The following is an 18,079-nucleotide window of genomic DNA, read 5'->3' on the forward strand; positions in this document are numbered from 1 at the left end:
ATTGTGGGGAGGCGAAATTGGTTCAGCTATAATAATCTTGTAGTGAGCGCACTTCAAGCTGGCTCCCGCGCAATGCGGCAATCGCCTCGCTCGCAGCAAGGCTGGCCGCCGCCGTCGTGAAGTAGGGCACCTTAGCGGTAAGCGCCGATCTGCGAATGGATTGAGAGTCCTGCAGGCTTTGCCAGCCCTCCGTCGTATTGAAGATCAGCGCGATCTCCCCGTCGACGATCTTGTCGACGATGTGCGGACGACCTTCGGCCACCTTGTTTACGAGCTCGACAGGAATGCCGGCGTCGGCAAGGTACTTCTGCGTACCGGAAGTGGCGATGATGCGGAAACCTTGCTCCACCAGCACTCTCACGGCGGGCAGGATCACGGCCTTGTCGCTACTCTTGACCGACACGAACACAGTGCCGCCTTCAGGCAACCGCATGCCCGCACCAAGCTGCGCCTTAAGGAATGCAGTGGCAAAATTGGTGTCGATGCCCATGACTTCGCCAGTCGACTTCATCTCGGGGCTAAGAACCGGATCAACGCCGGGGAAGCGAGCGAACGGGAAGACCGCCTCTTTCACCGCCATGTAAGGCAGATCGCGCTTGAACGGCGGGAAAGTGGACAGCTTTTCGCCAGCCATGACCCGTGCTGCCACCTTCGCGACTGGCTGCCCTATCGCCTTTGCGACGAACGGCACGGTGCGGCTGGCGCGCGGGTTCACCTCGATGAGATAGACCTGGCCGTCCTTCACGGCGAACTGCACGTTCATCAGACCACGCACGCCCAGGCTCATCGCCAGAAGCTCCGCCTGCCGCTCCATCTCAGCGATGATCTCCGCAGGCAAACTGTAGGGAGGCAAGGTGCAAGCGCTGTCGCCGGAGTGAATGCCCGCCTCCTCGATGTGCTGCATGACGCCGGCAACGACGACCTGCTCCCCATCACACAGCGCGTCGACGTCGCACTCGATCGCGTCGCGCAGATACTGGTCGATCAGCACTGGACTCTCGCCGGAAACCTGCACGGCAGTGGCGATGTAGTTGTCGAGCTGCTGCTCGGAATCGACGATCTCCATTGCCCGTCCCCCCAGCACGTAGCTTGGACGCATCAGGACCGGGTAGCCGATGCGGTTCGCGACCGCGACGGCCTCATCGCGGCTGCGGGCGATACCGTTTGCGGGCTGCATGAGCTTGAGCTTGGTGATGAGGGCCGCGAAGCGCTCGCGATCTTCAGCCAGATCGATTGCGTCGGGCGAAGTGCCCAGAATGGGGATTCCTTCGCGTTCCAGCGCCGACGCCAGCTTCAGCGGAGTCTGTCCGCCGAACTGCACGATCACACCCACCAGTTCGCCGGACTGCTGCTCCACGCGCAGGATCTCCAGCACGTCTTCCGCGGTAAGCGGCTCGAAATAAAGGCGGTCCGAGGTGTCGTAATCCGTGGAGACAGTTTCAGGGTTGCAGTTGACCATGATGGTTTCAAACCCAGCTTCGGAAAGCGCGAAGCAGGCGTGGACGCAGCAGTAGTCGAACTCGATGCCCTGGCCGATCCGGTTAGGGCCTCCACCAAGGATGACGATCTTGCGCCGATCGGACGGCATCGCCTCGTCTTCGGGCTCGCCGTAGAAAGGAGCCTCGTAGGTCGAGTACATGTAAGGCGTGATCGCCTCGAACTCGGCGGCGCAGCTGTCGATGCGCTTGAACACGGGCAGAACGCCTAGCTTGCGGCGAAGGGCTCGCACCTCCTCCTCACTGGTGGCGCCCGCCATGGCGCGCAAGGCGTCGTGCAACAGCCCCGAGCGCTTGGCCTGCGTTTCGGCCAGACCGCCAGCAACGTGGACAGAACGCACCGCCAGCGTGGCCAGGCGCTTGTCCGAGAAGCCCATCGCCTTGAGGCGTCGCAAGCCGGCAGCGTCGATCGGCAGGCCGTCGGCCATGATCTTCGCTTCCTCGCTCACGATCTCTTCTATGTGGCGCAGGAACCAGCGATCGTAGTGCGTGATCGCATGGATCTCCTCGACGCTCAGACCTTCGCGCATCGCCTGCGCTGCTACGAGCAACCGGTCAGGCGTGGCTTTGGCGAGCGCTGCGGTGATCACGTCCTTGCCGGCGCCTTCCAGTGCCTGCACGCGGTTGAAACCGTCGAGGCCGGTCTCAAGGCCGCGGAGCGCCTTCTGCATCGACTCCTTGAAGTTGCGGCCGATCGCCATGACTTCGCCGACCGATTTCATGGCCGTTGTCAGTTGCGGGTCGGCTCCCTTGAACTTCTCGAACGCAAAGCGCGGAATCTTTGTGACAACGTAGTCGATCGTCGGCTCGAAACTCGCCGGAGTGGCCCCGGTGATCTCGTTCATGATCTCGTCGAGCGTGTAGCCAACGGCCAGCTTGGCGGCGACACGTGCAATCGGGAAGCCTGTTGCCTTGGACGCCAAAGCCGAGGAGCGCGACACGCGCGGATTCATCTCGATGACGATCAGGCGGCCGTCCTCTGGGTTGACCGCGAACTGGACGTTGGAGCCGCCCGTTTCCACGCCGATCTCGCGCAGCACCGCGATGCTGGCGTTGCGCATGATCTGATATTCCTTGTCGGTCAGCGTCAGCGCCGGCGCAACAGTGATGGAGTCGCCCGTGTGGACGCCCATCGGATCGACGTTCTCGATCGAGCAGATGATGATGCAGTTGTCGTGCCGATCACGCACGACTTCCATTTCGTACTCTTTCCAGCCGAGCAGCGATTCCTCGATGAGGACCTCGGTCGTGGGCGAAGCATCCAGGCCGGAGCGGACGATCGTCTCGAACTCTGCCTTGTTATAAGCGATACCGCCGCCGGTCCCGCCCAACGTAAAACTGGGACGGATGATGGAAGGCAATCCAGTCCTCTCCAGCACTGCGAACGCCTCTTCCAGAGTGTGCGCTACGCCAGAGCGTGCCGATTCCAGGCCGATCTTGTCCATCGCCTCGCGGAAGCGCTGGCGATCCTCGGCCTTATCGATCGCATCGGCGTTAGCACCGATCATCTGTACGCCCAGCCGGTCTAGAGTGCCGTCATTGAACAGCGCCAGCGCGCAGTTGAGCGCAGTCTGCCCGCCCATCGTCGGCAGCAGCGCGTCTGGTCGCTCCTTCTCGATGATCCGAGTAACCACCTCAGGCGTGATCGGCTCGATATATGTCGCGTCCGCCATGTCCGGATCGGTCATGATCGTCGCCGGATTCGAGTTCACGAGGACCACGCGATAGCCCTCCTCGCGCAGCGCCTTGATCGCTTGCGTGCCCGAGTAATCGAACTCGCAAGCCTGGCCGATGATGATCGGGCCAGCGCCGATGACGAGGATGGTCGAGATGTCGGTGCGTTTGGGCATGGGATCTGTTGACCTTGGTAATCAGGAGTGCGGGCGATCAGGCGACGAGTTCGGCGAACGTCTTGTCCCAGAACTCGGGGCCTTCGGCTCGGGCCTTCGCAACAATAGGTTCGCTTTGCTGCCAATCTTGAAGCGCAGCTTTGTAAGCGGGCGCCTGAAACTGGTGCATCTGACCTCCGAAGTCGTTCGCCTTGGTCTCCCAAGCGCCCTTGGCGATCATTCTTTCGAGGAATACGGTTCCTGCCACCTTGGATTTGCCGCGCACGTTCGAACCGAACTTGCGGGTGGCGACTGAAAACTTGTCCTCAATAATCAGCACAAGCTCGCCGTAGGGATACCAGCGGGTAGCGATGTTGAGGTCGTTCGCGGGCCCGGCGATGTAGTAAGCGATGATGTGTTCGGTCAGGCTACTCTCGATCATGCCGCACCTTCCTTCATCATCTGGACGAACTTCTCGAACAGGTAGAAGCTGTCCTGCGGGCCAGGACTGGCTTCGGGGTGATACTGCACTCCGAACGCCCGCTTGCCGCGGATGGCGATGCCGCAGTTGCTGCCGTCGAACAGAGAGACGTGTGTCTCCACGACATCTTCAGGCAAGTCGCTGTTATCGACCGCAAAGCCGTGGTTCATCGACGTGATCTCAACCACGCTGTCATTCAGGCGCTTGACCGGGTGGTTTGCGCCGCGATGCCCCTGATGCATTTTCAGGGTGCGCGCACCGGCCGCCAGGGCCAACATCTGATGGCCCAGGCAAATACCGAAAATAGGCAAGTCCCGCTCCATCAACTCCTTGATAACGGGTACTGCGTAAGCGCCTGTCGCCGCTGGATCGCCGGGGCCATTCGACAGGAACACGCCGTCGGGCTTGAGTTCCATGATCGTCTCGAGAGAAGCTTCTGCCGGCACCACTGTCACACGCGCGCCAGCCTTCACCAGGTTGCGGAAGATGTTATCCTTGGCACCATAATCGATCGCCACAGCATGGGGGCGTCCGCCACTTGGCAAGTGACCATAGCCCTCGCCGAGCGTCCAGGTGGAGCCTTCCCAGCCTTCCTGGATCTCGCGGCTGACGATCTTGGCGAGGTCCATCCCCTCCAGACCCGGCCAATCGCGTGCGCGTTGCACCAGCGCCGGGATATCGAAGTTCCCGTCGGGATGATGCGCGACAACTGCACTTGGCGCGCCTGCAAGACGAATGCGGCGGGTCAGCGCGCGAGTGTCGACACCCGCAAGGCCAATCTTCCCCTTGTGCGCCAGCCACTCACCGAGTTCGCCTCGCGCCCGGAAGTTGGATGCACTGGTGACATCCTCGCGCACGACGCAAGCAACCGCGCTGTCGACCTTGGACTCAAGGTCCTCTTCGTTGATGCCCACATTACCGATGTGCGGAAAGGTAAAGGTGACGATCTGACCGGCGTAGGAGGGATCGGTCATGACCTCCTGGTATCCGGTCATGGATGTGTTGAAGCACAATTCGCCTACGGCTTCACCGATGGTGCCGAAACCGCGGCCCCATACCACGTGTCCGTCGGCAAGGACGAGAACGCCAGTGGTGCCATCTGGTTTGGGCGCGTGCGAAGGTGCGGCGTCGGCCATAAAGGGTCGCTCCGGTAGGCGGTTCGGACAATGGGTGCTAAGGCGCTGCGGCTAATCACCGTTGTGCATCACGTCAAGGCGCACGGTGGAAAATGCGTGCGCCAGCGCCTACTTTCAAGCGCGCACCATCACCTATTTTTCCAAGGAACGCATCAACCCATGATTCGCGACTCGATCAAGGCCGCTCAAGTTGCAGCGATGAAATCCGGCGACAAGCAGCGCGTTGCCGCGGTGCGGCTCATCCTTGCAAAGATCAAGGACCGCGACATTGAGCTACGCACCGCCACCAGCCAGCCCGACGACGACGCCATGGTCATCGAAGTGCTCCAGAAGATGGTAAAGCAGCGCCGCGAATCGATTCAGCTTTTTGAACAGGGGGGGCGCCCTGAGCGGGCCGAAGGCGAAAAGGCTGAGCTGTTGGTCATTGAGGAATTCCTGCCGCAGCAACTCAGCGAGGCCGACACGAAGGCTGCGATAGAGGCGATCAAGGCCGAGACTGATGCTTCGGGCATGAAGGACATGGGCAAGGTCATGGCCGAGTTGAAGGCACGTCACGGCGCACAGCTCGACATGGGCAAGGCGAGCGGCTGGGTGAAGGAATCCTTGAGTTGATCCAGCCCCTGCCCCTTCCTGCAACAGCAAGGGGCACGGCATGCTGAGTCCGCAATGGCTCGATCAGCTCCGCTCGCATGTCACGCTGTCGGCACTGATTGGCCGCAGCACGCGGCTGCAGAAGGCAGGTCGCGAGTTCAAGGCCTGCTGCCCGTTTCACGACGAGAAAAGCCCAAGCTTCACGGTCAACGATGAGAAGGGCTTCTATCACTGCTTCGGCTGTGGCGCTCACGGCGATGCGATCCGGTGGATGACAGACCATCAAGGCCTGGCTTTCATGGACGCAGTCAAGGAGCTCGCAGCCGAAGCCGGGATGGATATCCCTGCACCCGATCCACGGGCAGCGCGCGCCGCCGAGAAGCGCGACTCGCTGCACGACGTCATGGCAGCGGCGCAGGAGTGGTTTGTCTCTGCCCTCGCCGCCCCCGCGGGCGCGGATGCTCGCGCCTACCTTGCCACGCGAGGATTCGATTCGCATACGGTCCAGCGCTTTGGCTTCGGCTATGCGCCCGAGGGCCGGCAGGCCTTGAAGCAGGCACTCTCCCGTTTTCCGGAAGCCATGCTGATCGAAGCGGGCTTGCGGATCACCGTGGATGACAAAGAGCCCTACGACCGCTTCCGCGGGCGCCTTATGCTGCCGATCGAGGATACGCGCGGCCGAGTAATAGCGTTTGGCGGGCGCATTCTCGCCAAAGAGAAGACAGATGCGCCCAAATATCTGAACTCCCCTGACACTCCGCTCTTCGACAAGGGGCGCACCCTCTACAACTTGCACCGCGCCGCGCCTGCCGCGCGCCAATCAGGTCGCATGATCGTTGTCGAAGGGTATATGGACGTGATCGCACTGGCGGCGGCAGGCATCGGCGAATGCGTTGCGCCGCTTGGTACTGCCCTCACCGAACAGCAAATCGAGATGCTTTGGCGCCACGTGGAAGTGCCGATCCTGTGCTTTGACGGGGATGCAGCGGGACAGCGCGCTGCGATGCGGGCCGTCACGCGTGCGCTCCCTCTTCTCCGCCCTGCCCACTCGCTGGGCATCGTGCGACTTCCCGAGGGGCTTGATCCAGACGATCTCCTCAAGGCGAAGGGGCGTGCGGCGCTGGATTCGCTACTCGGCAGCGCGAAGTCGCTGGTCGACGTTCTCTGGGAGACTGAACGCGATGCAGCCCCGCTTGCCACGCCCGAAGCCAAAGCAGGTCTGAAAGCGCGTCTGCTGGCGCATGTCGAGGTAATCGGGCATCCCGATGTCGCTAGCCTCTACCGACGCGATCTACTGGACCGCTATTCGAGCCTCGCTTTTCCCAAGCGCGAGGAACAGCGCCGCGCCCCCTTCCGCAAGTTCTCCCCCCGGAACGGTCGAGATTACGGGACAGCACCAGCTGCATCGGCCCCCGAATCGATCGCGCGCCTGAACCGCGCCATGGACGGCGGTACCGATGCGCTCTCCGCAGCGGTATTGGTGGGGCTGGTCCGCTGGCCAAGCGAAATCGCGCGACACGCCGAGGCCCTCGACGCCACGCACGCACTCGACAGCCGATTCGCTGCGCTGGTGGACTGCTGCGACTCAGCTCACGTGCTTGAAAGCGACGATGTCGCAACCATATTGTCGCGACGAGGCGTGGAACTGCCAGGCCCCGGTGCTTGGTCGGACCTTCGCTTCGGGTTCCTGCAGCAGGACACGGCAGAGAGCCAGGCCAAAGCGGAACTGGCCCAGGCTATAGAGCTTCTGGTGGAGCGACCCGCGTTGGAAGCGGCGCTTTCCAGGGCGACCGCCCGGTTCGAAAGCGAGTTGTCGGAAGAGGCATTTGGCGAGCAGCAGAGGCTACTCAAGAGAAAGCTGGAATTTGACAATCGTCTAAGGCAAATGGCGACCCGGCACGCAGCGTCGTCCTGATGTTTACCATTAAGCGACTACACTAGAACAGCGCGGCACGAGTTAACGGCGGTAGAATGAGCAAGAACGACACCAACGGCGGCGACATTGGCAATGAGGGCAACGATGCTCCGTTGATTGACCTCAACGAGGGGGCCATCAAAAAGTTGATCGCCCGCGCCAAGCGCCGCGGCGTGATCACGTACGACGAGCTCAACGAAGCCCTTCCGCAGGATCAGATGTCCACCGACCAGATCGAGGACATCATGGCCGCGATCTCCGAAATGGGGGTCAACATCGTCGAAAGCGACGAGGATGGCGCCGCGGAAGACGACCGCGAGGCGGACGACCAGGAAAGCGACGGCGAAGAAGATGGCGCCGCGCCGCGCCAGAACGTCGATCCGGCCAAGAAAAAGGAAACCATCGAGCGCACCGACGATCCGGTGCGCATGTACTTGCGCGAGATGGGCGCCGTCGAACTGCTCAGCCGCGAGGGCGAGATCGCCATCGCCAAGCGCATCGAATCCGGTCGCGACATGATGATCCTCGGGCTGTGCGAAAGCCCAATCACCTTTCACGCGATCATCCTTTGGTCCGAAGCGCTCAACAACGGTGAAATGCAGCTGCGCGAGATCCTCGATCTCGACGCCATGCTGTCCAAGGAGCCCGCCCCTGAGACACTGACCGACGATGCCGAAGGCGACGGCGAGATCAGCGAGGCGACCGCCGGGCCGTCTTACAAGGAAGAAGAGGAAGTGGAGGAGGAACCAGAATCCTCTGACGACGATGAGGACGGTGTTGAACGCCGTGCCAAGCGCCCCGCCGAGGAAGAGGAAGAGGACAACACTCTCAGCCTCGCCCAGATGGAAGCGGCACTCAAGCCGGAGGCGCTCGATAAGTTCGCTCAGATCACTGAGATGTTCCAGACCTTCGAGAAGCTGCAGTCGGAGCGGCTTGATGCTTTGGGCCTCGGCATCGATTTCCCCGCCGCTAAGGAAGCGCAGTATCATCAGCTGCGCGAGGAACTGACCGCCCAAGTGGAGTCGGTGAAGTTCCACGCGACCAAGATCGAGTTCCTGGTCGACAATCTGTACGCGTTCAATCGGCGCCTCACGGCTCTTGGCGGCCAGATGCTACGCCTTGCCGAGCGCCACAAGGTCAAGCGCACGGACTTCCTGGCCGCTTATGTCGGCAACGAACTGGACGATACCTGGCTCGCAGAGATGTCCAAGAAGGACAAGAAGTGGCTGCAGTTCGCCCAGAGCGAGGCTGACGCCGTTGAGCGCATCCGCTCCGAAGTGGCCGATATCGCCGCCGCGACCGGCATGGCGCTCCCTGAGTTCCGCCGCATCGTCAACATGGTCCAGAAGGGTGAGCGCGAAGCACGCATCGCCAAGAAGGAAATGGTTGAGGCGAACCTGCGGCTGGTGATCTCGATCGCCAAGAAGTACACGAACCGCGGCCTGCAATTCCTGGACCTTATTCAGGAGGGAAACATCGGCTTGATGAAGGCGGTCGACAAGTTCGAGTACCGCCGCGGCTATAAGTTCAGCACTTACGCAACGTGGTGGATTCGTCAGGCCATCACCCGCTCGATCGCCGACCAAGCCCGGACCATCCGCATTCCGGTTCACATGATCGAGACGATCAACAAGCTGGTGCGCACATCCCGCCAGTTCCTTCACGAGCAGGGCCGCGAGCCCACGCCTGAGGAAATGGCCGAGCGTCTCTCGATGCCGCTCGAGAAGGTGCGCAAGGTGATGAAGATCGCCAAGGAGCCGATCTCGCTCGAGACGCCGATCGGCGACGAGGAAGACAGCCACCTGGGTGACTTCATCGAGGACAAGAACGCGATCATTCCAGTAGATGCGGCGATCCAGGCGAACCTCAAGGAGACCGTCACTCGCGTCCTCGCGTCGCTCACGCCTCGTGAAGAGCGCGTGCTGCGCATGCGCTTCGGCATTGGCATGAACACCGACCACACGCTTGAGGAAGTGGGGCAGCAGTTCTCCGTCACCCGTGAACGCATTCGTCAGATCGAAGCCAAGGCGCTTAGGAAGCTCAAACACCCCAGCCGTTCGCGCAAGATGCGCTCGTTCCTGGATCAGTAACAACGAAAACCCCGCTTACGCGGGGTTTTCTTTGCGGCACAAAACGGGCTGTTACCAAGGGCGCCAGTCAGGCGCCGCCGATGCCGCGTATCACTTTTCCGGTACCGCCACAGTTCTCGCACTCACCTGCTTGCAAGCGTCCGCTGCCGCCGCACTTAGGACACACGTCTTCGCCAGTTCCAAGGGTGCCCGGAGGAGCCTCGTCCCCGGGGTTCATCGGCACTTCGCTCATGAGTCGTCCCGATTCCTTTTGAGCCTCGGAGCGCCGTCACTTTCGGTTGTTGCCCGATCTTGCGGCTGTATCGCCGGGAGGAAGGTATCGTCCTCGTTATCGTGATTTGGCTCACCGGCGTAGGCCGAGTTATCGATACGGCCGCTGCTCACCATTTGGCGCATGTGATCGACGATGTCCTGAACATCGCCTCCCTCTTCACCGGTGGGCACCTTCTCGCTGTCCTCCAACCCGTAGTCGTCGGCGCCTTCCTCTAGCCTTTCACTGGCGAGCGTCTGCGCCTGGAACTCTTCATCTTCCTGCTCGGAGTTGTGAAGTTCCGGAGCTACGTCGTTGGTCTGGCGACCCTCGCCATCGAATTCTTTAGGGCGATCAGTCATCGGGAAATCTCCTTCTCGCCTAATGAACAGATCGACGGCGGGCACGGTTCCCTCCTCGTCTCAACGCCTGCTGCGAGGGATGAAGGTCTACCGCTGCTGCAGCACGCTACGGCACCAAGGGGCATCCGATGACCGCCCGCAAGGCCGAGGCTGGCCACAAGACGATCTCGCGACTAAGGGGACCGCAAACGACTCCTTCGGAAAAAGGACAGGCCGCCCGCCATGCGCATCGCAATCGCCTCGGACCATGCCGCAATCGACCTCAAGGCTGAGTTGCGCGAGTACTTGCGCGGACTCGGACATGAGGTCCTGGATCTTGGTCCTGAAACTGCCGACCGGGTCGACTATCCCGACTTCGGTTACAAGCTTGCAGAAATCGTTGCCAGCGGCTCTGCCGAACGAGGCGTGGCTCTATGCGGTTCTGGCATCGGCATCTCTATCGCGGTAAATCGCCATCCCGAACTGCGCTGCGCGCTCGTGTCAGAGCCGCTCTCCGCTGCGCTCGCTCGCGAGCACAACGATGCCAATGCGGTTGCTTTGGGCGCGCGGCTGACCGGAATCGACATGGCGAAGGCTTGTCTCGATGCCTTCCTTTCGACTGAATTCGGTGGCGGGCGCCATGGCCCCCGCGTCGAAAAATTGTCGAACCCTCAAATCACCTCCCAGAATACCAAGGAGTCCGTCGCATGAGCACCGTCACCGATGCCCCGATCCGCTCGGCGGGTTTCTTCAGCGCTTCGCTGGCCGAGGCTGATCCCGAGGTCTTCGCTGCCGCCCAAGGCGAGCTCAAGCGTCAACAGACCAAGATTGAACTGATCGCCAGCGAGAACATCACCAGCAAGGCAGTGCTCGAAGCAACTGGGTCGGTCTTCACCAACAAGTATGCCGAAGGGTACCCCGGCAAGCGCTACTACGGCGGCTGCGAATACGCTGATGTCGTCGAGACGCTCGCCATCGAGCGCGCGAAGAAGCTGTTCGACTGTCAATTCGCGAACGTTCAGCCCAACTCGGGCAGCCAGATGAACCAAGCGGTGTTCCTTGCGCTTCTGGAACCTGGCGACACCTTTATGGGGCTGGACCTCAACTCAGGCGGTCACCTTACCCATGGCTCGCCCGTCAACATGAGCGGCAAGTGGTTCAAGCCGGTGCCTTACGGCGTTCGGCCCGATGATCACTTGATCGACATGGACGAGGTTGCCCGCATCGCGCGCGAGAACAAGCCAAAGCTCATCATCGCGGGCGGAACGGCCTATTCACGCGTCTGGGACTTCCAGCGCTTCCGTGAAATCGCCGATGAAGTGGGCGCCTGGCTGCTGGTGGACATGAGCCACTTCTCAGGCCTCGTGGCTGGCGGCGCGCACCCGTCGCCGTTCCCGCATGCCCATGTCGCCACCACGACGACGCACAAGTCGTTGCGGGGGCCGCGGTCGGGCGTGATCCTGACCAATGACGAGGGGCTCGCCAGGAAGTTCAACAGCGCGGTGTTCCCCGGCATGCAGGGCGGTCCACTCGTCCATGTGATCGCAGCCAAGGCAGTCGCCTTCGCGGACGCGCTGCGGCCCGAGTTCAAGAACTACGCGCGCCAGATCGTCGACAACGCGCGCGCTCTGGCCGCCAGCGTGGAAGAACAAGGCCTGTCTATCGTCTCTGGCGGCACGGACAACCACCTGATGCTGGTTGACCTGACTGCCAAGGACGTCACCGGCAAGGCAGCCGAGAAGGGTCTCGATCGCGCCTGGCTGACTTGCAACAAGAATGGCATTCCCTTCGACAAACGTTCGCCGTTCGTTACCTCAGGCATTCGCCTCGGCACCCCTGCGGGCACCACCCGCGGCTTCGGGACAGACGAGTTCCGGGAAATCGGCCAGCTCATTGCCCAAGTCGTGGATGGCCTCTCGCGCAATGGTGATGAAGGCGACGGCCAGGTGGAACAAGCAGTCCGTGCACGCGTAGAAGCTCTGTGTGAGCGTTTCCCCATCTATGAGGATCTATGAGCATGGACAATTCGAACGCGCCCAAGGGTAACGGCGACTTCATGAGGGATGCGCGGCAGGAGCTGGCGGGCATGTTGCAGGACGGCATGAGCCACCCGTCTACCAAGCCGGTTCTGCTCTGGGGCGCAGCCGGCGCGGCAGCAGCAATCGTTCTGCCCTTCGTCACCATTCCCCTCGGTTTGGCGGCAGGCGCCGGTTACAAGTTCTACAAAAGGGTACGCCCAGATTGAGCAAGCCCTTCTGAATGCGCTGTCCCTTTTGCGCCCACGAGGATTCGCAGGTCAAAGACAGCCGACCGACCGAAGATAACACCGCTATCCGCCGCCGCCGGCAGTGCGGCAGCTGCGGCGCACGCTTCACCACCTTTGAGCGCGTCCAGCTGCGCGATGTCACGGTCGTGAAGAGCGACGGCTCGCGCGAATTGTTCGATCGCTCCAAGATCGAGCAATCCGTCGCGCTTGCCTGCCGGAAGCGGAACGTCGATCGCGACCGAATCGACCGTCTTGTCTCCGGCGTACAGCGACAGGTGGAAACGCTTGGCGAGTCGGAAGTCTCCTCAGTCGCCATCGGCGAGATGGTGATGGACGGCCTGCGCCAGCTCGATTCTGTCGCCTACATCCGCTTTGCATCGGTTTATCGCGACTTTAGCGAAGCGCGGGACTTCGAGGCTTTTGCCAGCACAGTTCGCGATATTAGCCAAAGCTAATGCCTCAGCAAAAACCTGTTATCGTTCTCGTTCGCCCGCAGCTTGGCGAGAACATCGGCAAGGCGGCGCGGGCGATGCTCAATTTCGGGCTCACTGAAATGCGCCTCGTGACGCCCCGGGACGGTTGGCCAAACCCCTCAGCAGGTCCGGCAGCAGCTGGCGCTGACGTGGTACTCAACGGTGCCGAAGTATTCAGCTCCCTGGCGGACGCAGTCAGCGACTGCGGGAATGTCTATGCGACCACCGTGCGCAAGCGCGGCGTCACGAAGCCCGTGGTCACGCCCGAGGAAGCCGCGAGCGAAGTGCACACTGCGTCTGGCCGCTCCGCCTACGTGTTTGGGCCGGAGCGCTCAGGCCTTGAGACTGAAGATGTCGCGCTCGCCCGCGCCATTCTTACAGTGCCGATCAATCCCGAGTTCGGCTCCCTCAACCTTGCACAGGCGGTGATCCTCTGCGCCTACGAATGGTCAAAGCAAACCGAGTTGAGCCAGCCCACTATTGAGGACCTCCTGCCGCCTGCGCCGCAGGAAGACCTTGAGGGTCTCATCGGTCATCTCGAGCGGCTGCTCGAAGCCAAGAACTACTTCTGGCCCGAACCGCGTGCCGAGACGAACCGGTTAACGCTGCGCAACCTGCTAACGAAGCCAGCGTGGAACCACCTGGAGGTGCGAACATTTCGCGGCATCCTCAGCTCGCTCGAACGTGACCGGCGCGAGCGCTAGACCTCGTCCAACTGGTCTCCGAGCCATCGAATAGCTTTGGCCAGGTGTGCACGGCCGAGCATGGTGTCCCGTCCCCATGCCTCGAAGCCGTGCGGGGCGCCTGGCACCACTTCCAGAGTGACCGGAACCCCCGCCGCTTCCAGCCGTTCTGCGTAAGTGACTCCTCCTCGCGGAATAGCTCGATTGAGGTTACGCCTATCCACGTCGGCGGAAGGTTGCTGAGGTCTCCGCACCGAGCGGGCGACGCATAATCGGGCAGCGTCGACGCGCCCGGCTCGTAACCCAGGTAGCTGCGCCAGCCGAACCTGTTCAGATCATTGCCCCACATCGGATGAGCGATTTCATCTAACTCCCGGCGTGCCGCGGTAAGGTCGTGGAGCATGGGCGCCATGAGAAGTTGTGCGACACGTTGCAGGCCGCCCTCGTCCCGGAGGCGGTGCACCAGAGCGGCTGCCAGCCCTCCTCCCGCGCTCATACCACCGAGCGCGATATGGTGTCTGTCGATGCCCAGCGCGTCCGCCTCTCGGAGCATCCACCGCCAGACCTCGTGACAGTCGTCCAGCGCTGCGGGATAGCGATGACGAGGCGCCAGCCGATACTCAGCGGATACGACTTGGATGCCAAGCTCACGCGCGATCTGCCCGCATAGGGCATCGTCGATCGCAGCACTTCCGATGATGTAACCGCCGCCGTGTATCCAGAGCAAGGCACCTCGTGTGCGTACCCGGTTAGGACGATAGAGACGGTTCGATCTTCGAACTGAGACGCTCACCTCCGGCAGTTCGGGTGCCGGCCGAAGCTTCATCAAGTAAGGTGCGATCCGGCGAAACAGCGCCGACTTCAGCGGCACGCGAGGAACCTTCGCCAGAGCGTCGCGCAATTCCGGATTGATCATCTCCGAGGTCACGCGCGCGCTCATGGCTTCCCTTGCTCGATCAGCCTTGCCGCTGCCCATCCCAGTGCGACAGCTCGTAGGCGATCGACGCCTCGACCAAGTCATCCCACATTGCCGCGACAGCCTCGCCCGGCAGCCCGAAAGCCTCCGCCCGAGACCGGGCGTTGGCGATCACTTGCGCCTTGCGGCCCTCATCGCGCACTTGCGTGCGCTCCGGCTTGATCCGTGCGGCCGCACGCATATACGCGAAGCGGGTTGCAAGCATGTCCACCAGACGGGCGTCGAGTTCATCGACCCCGGCGCGGACATCGGCCATCGTCTGGCACGCTTCAGGAGGTAGCGAAGTGTCTGGCATGCCCCTGCCCTAGCCGCGCCTCCGCCCTGCGTCGAGAGTACGGAGAAGCTTGACTTTCTTGCATGCGCCGCTAATTGCGCGCGTTCACTTGGACCCCGCCTTCACAGGTGGGCTTGTCCGTTCGGCCCCGCACCCCGGTGAAGCGACGGCCGCATCATGCTCCTTTTCACAAGGGACGGCGTGGTGGTGCACCCCGGGACATCGGCGACGCCACGGTGGCGGCGCCTGCAGAAACGGAGACTACGCATGTCGAAGCGCCATAGCGCCAAGCACAAACTCGATCGCCGCATGGGCGAAAACATCTGGGGCCGTCCCAAGAGCTCGGTGAACCGCCGCAGCTACGGTCCCGGACAGCACGGTCAGCGCCGCAAGGGCAAGCTGTCGGACTACGGCATCCAGCTGCGCGCAAAGCAGAAGCTCAAGGGCTACTACGGCGATGTGACCGAGAAGCAGTTCAAGCGCACCTACTTCGAAGCCTCGCGCATGAAGGGCGACACCGGCCAGAACCTCGTCGGCCTGCTCGAGCAGCGCCTGGACATGGTGGTTTATCGCGCCAAGTTCGCGCCGACTATCTGGTCGGCTCGCCAGATCGTTTCGCATGGCCACATCCGCGTCAATGGCGTGAAGTGCAACATAGCCAGCCGCCGCGTCGTGGTCGGCGACGTCATCAGCCTGGGCGACAAGGCCAAGGAAATGGCACTGGTGATCGAAGCGCAGGGCCTCGCGGAGCGCGAAGTGCCTGACTACGTCGCTCAGGACGGCACCGACAAGATCACCTTCGTGCGCGTTCCGACCCTCGACGAGGTGCCCTATCCGGTTAAGATGGAGCCCAATCTGGTCGTCGAGTTCTACTCGCGCTAATCCACTTGCTGGGCGCATAACAATCGAAGGGCGGCCCTTTGCGGCCGCCCTTTTCGTATCTGCGAACCACAGCAAATAAATTGACGCGGAAGGGTCGGATGGGGAACCAAACGGGCACCTTCAAAGTTGTTTCGATGCCATGTCAAAGTATCGTTTCATCACCCCTCACCGCGCCGGCAAGTGGTACTCCGATCTTACGCTTGCCCAGAAATTTGCCCACGTGATCGGTGCCGGTTTTCTCGACAGGCGCAGCGGCGAATTTGTCGCCTACCCTGGCACGAGGCTGGAAGTAGCGAAACTCGCCGGCTGAGGTAGACGCGCCGGGCGCGTGTGCCCGACGCGTGACGATCAACTGGCCGGTAGGCCAAGATTCCGCCGCAAGAAGTCGTCGCTTTTCTTAAGCATTTGCGCGCGGGCGCTGCTCTCAACCAGTGAATGCTGGAGACCGGCGAAGGTGACAAGTTCAACCTCCTTGCCGGCGGCGCGTAAGCGGCTCTCCATGCGACGAGACTGCTCGATGTCGACATTTGTGTCCCAGTCGCCATGGAACATCAGCACCGGAGCCTGGATCATGGGCGCGTTCTGCGCGGGCGACCCTTGCGACACGTGTGGTCCGTTGCCGATCATCTTGTCGACGATCACATAGTCGGAATAGTTCCTTCGCTCAGAGCGCAGGAGGGCCAGGTCCGTAACTGGAGCAATGGCGATGATTGCCTTGAACAAGCCGGGTTCGAGCACACCCGACTGCAGGGCCGCGTAGCCGCCGTAGGACCAACCGACGATCGCCAGCTTGTCGCCAGCCGCAATACCGCTCGACACGAGCCACCGCCCGGCATCGTTGACGTCGCCAATCGCTGTGCGCCACGATTGAAAGCCATTCTTGCCGAACCACGCATTTCCGTAGCCGGCAGATCCGCGGAAGTTCGGCTGCAGCACCGCAAAGCCGCGCGCTGCAAAGAACTGCGCCAACCAGTCGAAGCCCCAATCGTCGCGAGACGACGGTCCGCCATGCGGCATGACAATGGCAGGTAACCCCTTCCCGCTGCTGCCCGGCGGCAGGGTGAGGTAGCCGGGAATCTTGGTGCCATCGGTCGCTGAAATTTGAACAGGCTTCATCTCGGCCAATTCGCGGTCAAGCAGGGCCGAGCGCACGGGCAGCACCTCCGCGAGCTTGCGGGTCGCCTTGTTCAACGAGTAATACCGGCCCGGGTCGATGTCGCTGCCGATGAACATGAGCAGCCTGCCCTCATCTGCGCTGGCATCAAGGAAGCTGACTGCGGGATCGCCAGGCAACGCCTTGGACAGCGCAGTCCTAAGCTTGGCGAGTTCCGGGTCGAAAAAGTCGACAGTGCGGTATTCGGTGGAATAGGATGCGCCGACCACACGCCGGGACCGGCCGATTTGAACCAAGCCGTCCACATCGGTGCCCGCCCGCGCCAAGACACGCTCCTCCTTGCCTGAACCATCCAGCTTCACCCGGTACAGCGCACTGAACCCATCGACATTCTTGAAGCCGTAGGCCACATCGAGCGCTGGATCGACCGCAACTGGCTGGAAGCCGCTGACCGTTCCAGACGAGTTGTATGTCACGCGACCTAACGAGGCCCACTCGCGCTCGCCTGCCTTTCGATAAGAATAATCAATGAAGTTCTTGGCGTAACCTGTGTTCATATCCGGGTTGATGCCCATGATGCGAACGTTGCCATGTCCATCGCTGATGTACTCTACAGCGTTGCCGACCCCACGCTCGACGATGCTCCGCTTGCCGGTTTTCGGATCGATGCTCTCTACACCAAGTCCCTTATCAGAAGAACCTATGTGCGAACCGGTAAAAGTGTCGGGCACGAATTGTCGCAACATCAGGACTTCACCGGGCTTAGAGCCGGCAAAATCTATCACGCTGCCACCAAACCAGGTAAAGCCCTGCGAGTACATGTTCCCATCGTGCGTGAGGATGCGCGCCGGCTTGCCATCCAGAGTCACGCCAACAACCCGGGAATAGCCGAGGACCTCACCAGCCTTCTTTTGCCTGACTGTCACGATGCAGAGCAGTTGCTCGTCACTTGCCCATGAGCACCGAGAAATGCGCTGCCCCGGTCCGGTAACCGCAAGCACCTGCCGCACGTCGCCACCCTTCACAAGATCAGCAATTCCCACCGCATCGCCCGTACCATGCAATGGCATGACCATTGCGACCTTGACCCCGCTTGGAGCCATGCTGATGTGGCTGATATCCTCGCGTGCACCGAACGCGGCTGCAACAGCATCGACGTTCTCGGCATGCGCACTGCTTGTTGCCACCGCAACCATCGCGACAGCCAGGCTCAAGTGCCTTCCTAACTTCATGAGATTGCCCCCTGCAGCATACCCGTACCCTGCAGCAGTAGGAAGTTAGC

At 61.7% G+C, this 18,079-nt stretch carries 17 protein-coding genes; 10 read left to right on the top strand and 7 right to left on the bottom strand.

Annotated elements, in window-relative coordinates; genetic code table 11:
* Positions 1-22 precede the first annotated feature (22 nt).
* Genes carB through carA form a run of 3 tightly spaced genes read right to left on the bottom strand, consistent with a single transcriptional unit; the run spans position 23 to position 4,942 of the window.
* Positions 23-3,346 carry a carbamoyl-phosphate synthase large subunit gene (carB, locus tag ABVV53_RS12370; protein ID WP_353984734.1) on the bottom strand — a complete coding sequence of 1,108 codons (3,324 nt, stop codon included), beginning with the start codon at positions 3,344-3,346 and terminating at the stop codon, positions 23-25.
* Positions 3,347-3,383: 37 nt separating this feature from the next.
* The gene (locus tag ABVV53_RS12375) at positions 3,384-3,767 is read right to left on the bottom strand and encodes a hypothetical protein (protein WP_353984735.1); all 384 of its coding nucleotides are present in this window, start codon (positions 3,765-3,767) and stop codon (positions 3,384-3,386) included.
* A complete protein-coding gene (carA, locus tag ABVV53_RS12380) occupies positions 3,764-4,942 on the bottom strand; it encodes a glutamine-hydrolyzing carbamoyl-phosphate synthase small subunit (protein ID WP_353984736.1) in 1,179 nt (392 codons plus the stop codon). Before carA ends, ABVV53_RS12375 begins: the two co-directional genes overlap by 4 nt.
* Before the next feature lie 159 nt (positions 4,943-5,101).
* Here carA and ABVV53_RS12385 point away from each other — a divergent pair, with 159 nt between their 5' ends.
* From ABVV53_RS12385 to rpoD, 3 genes are read left to right on the top strand one after another with little or no spacing between them, the layout of a single operon-like run.
* The gene (locus ABVV53_RS12385) at positions 5,102-5,554 is read left to right on the top strand and encodes a GatB/YqeY domain-containing protein (protein WP_353984737.1); all 453 of its coding nucleotides are present in this window, start codon (positions 5,102-5,104) and stop codon (positions 5,552-5,554) included.
* Positions 5,555-5,594: 40 nt separating this feature from the next.
* A complete protein-coding gene (gene dnaG, locus ABVV53_RS12390; RefSeq protein WP_353984738.1) occupies positions 5,595-7,448 on the top strand; it encodes a DNA primase in 1,854 nt (617 codons plus the stop codon).
* A gap of 56 nt (positions 7,449-7,504) precedes the next feature.
* Positions 7,505-9,538 carry an RNA polymerase sigma factor RpoD gene (gene rpoD / locus ABVV53_RS12395; protein ID WP_353984739.1) on the top strand — a complete coding sequence of 678 codons (2,034 nt, stop codon included), beginning with the start codon at positions 7,505-7,507 and terminating at the stop codon, positions 9,536-9,538.
* Between the two features lie 228 nt (positions 9,539-9,766).
* Here the strand turns inward: rpoD and ABVV53_RS12400 are convergent, their stop codons facing one another.
* Positions 9,767-10,150, bottom strand: a complete 384-nt coding sequence (locus tag ABVV53_RS12400) for a hypothetical protein (RefSeq protein ID WP_353984740.1) — start codon at positions 10,148-10,150, stop codon at positions 9,767-9,769.
* Between the two features lie 222 nt (positions 10,151-10,372).
* Between ABVV53_RS12400 and rpiB the strand changes: the two genes are divergently transcribed.
* The 5 genes from rpiB to ABVV53_RS12425 are packed head-to-tail and all read left to right on the top strand — an operon-like array spanning position 10,373 to position 13,572.
* The gene (rpiB, locus tag ABVV53_RS12405; protein WP_353984741.1) at positions 10,373-10,840 is read left to right on the top strand and encodes a ribose 5-phosphate isomerase B; all 468 of its coding nucleotides are present in this window, start codon (positions 10,373-10,375) and stop codon (positions 10,838-10,840) included.
* Positions 10,837-12,144, top strand: coding sequence for a serine hydroxymethyltransferase (glyA, locus tag ABVV53_RS12410; RefSeq protein ID WP_353984742.1), 1,308 nt, complete (start codon positions 10,837-10,839; stop codon positions 12,142-12,144). Before rpiB ends, glyA begins: the two co-directional genes overlap by 4 nt.
* Before the next feature lie 2 nt (positions 12,145-12,146).
* Positions 12,147-12,374 (top strand): hypothetical protein, encoded by a 228-nt coding sequence (locus ABVV53_RS12415; RefSeq protein WP_353984743.1) that lies wholly within the window; start codon positions 12,147-12,149, stop codon positions 12,372-12,374.
* A 14-nt stretch (positions 12,375-12,388) separates the two neighbouring features.
* Positions 12,389-12,850 (top strand): transcriptional regulator NrdR, encoded by a 462-nt coding sequence (nrdR, locus tag ABVV53_RS12420; protein WP_353984744.1) that lies wholly within the window; start codon positions 12,389-12,391, stop codon positions 12,848-12,850.
* On the top strand, positions 12,850-13,572 hold the full coding sequence (locus ABVV53_RS12425) for an RNA methyltransferase (RefSeq protein ID WP_353984745.1): 723 nt from the start codon (positions 12,850-12,852) through the stop codon (positions 13,570-13,572). Before nrdR ends, ABVV53_RS12425 begins: the two co-directional genes overlap by 1 nt.
* On the opposite strand, the gene ABVV53_RS12430 is transcribed toward ABVV53_RS12425, so the two are convergent.
* Both ABVV53_RS12430 and ABVV53_RS12435 read right to left on the bottom strand, forming a co-directional pair.
* Positions 13,538-14,491, bottom strand: a complete 954-nt coding sequence (locus ABVV53_RS12430; RefSeq protein WP_353984746.1) for an alpha/beta hydrolase — start codon at positions 14,489-14,491, stop codon at positions 13,538-13,540. The genes ABVV53_RS12425 and ABVV53_RS12430 overlap by 35 nt on opposite strands.
* A gap of 16 nt (positions 14,492-14,507) precedes the next feature.
* Positions 14,508-14,822 (bottom strand): chorismate mutase, encoded by a 315-nt coding sequence (locus tag ABVV53_RS12435; RefSeq protein WP_353984747.1) that lies wholly within the window; start codon positions 14,820-14,822, stop codon positions 14,508-14,510.
* Positions 14,823-15,068: 246 nt separating this feature from the next.
* Between ABVV53_RS12435 and rpsD the strand changes: the two genes are divergently transcribed.
* Together rpsD and ABVV53_RS12445 are read left to right on the top strand one after the other, a co-directional pair.
* Entirely contained in the window at positions 15,069-15,683 is a 615-nt protein-coding gene (gene rpsD / locus ABVV53_RS12440) for a 30S ribosomal protein S4 (protein ID WP_353984748.1), read from the top strand.
* Positions 15,684-15,822: 139 nt separating this feature from the next.
* A complete protein-coding gene (locus ABVV53_RS12445) occupies positions 15,823-15,993 on the top strand; it encodes a hypothetical protein (RefSeq protein WP_353984749.1) in 171 nt (56 codons plus the stop codon).
* Between the two features lie 38 nt (positions 15,994-16,031).
* On the opposite strand, the gene ABVV53_RS12450 is transcribed toward ABVV53_RS12445, so the two are convergent.
* Positions 16,032-18,011, bottom strand: coding sequence for an alpha/beta hydrolase family protein (locus tag ABVV53_RS12450; RefSeq protein WP_353984750.1), 1,980 nt, complete (start codon positions 18,009-18,011; stop codon positions 16,032-16,034).
* Positions 18,012-18,079: the final 68 nt, after the last annotated feature.

It is taken from the genome of Novosphingobium kalidii, from assembly GCF_040534015.1.
Classification (GTDB): Bacteria; Pseudomonadota; Alphaproteobacteria; order Sphingomonadales; family Sphingomonadaceae; genus Novosphingobium; species Novosphingobium kalidii.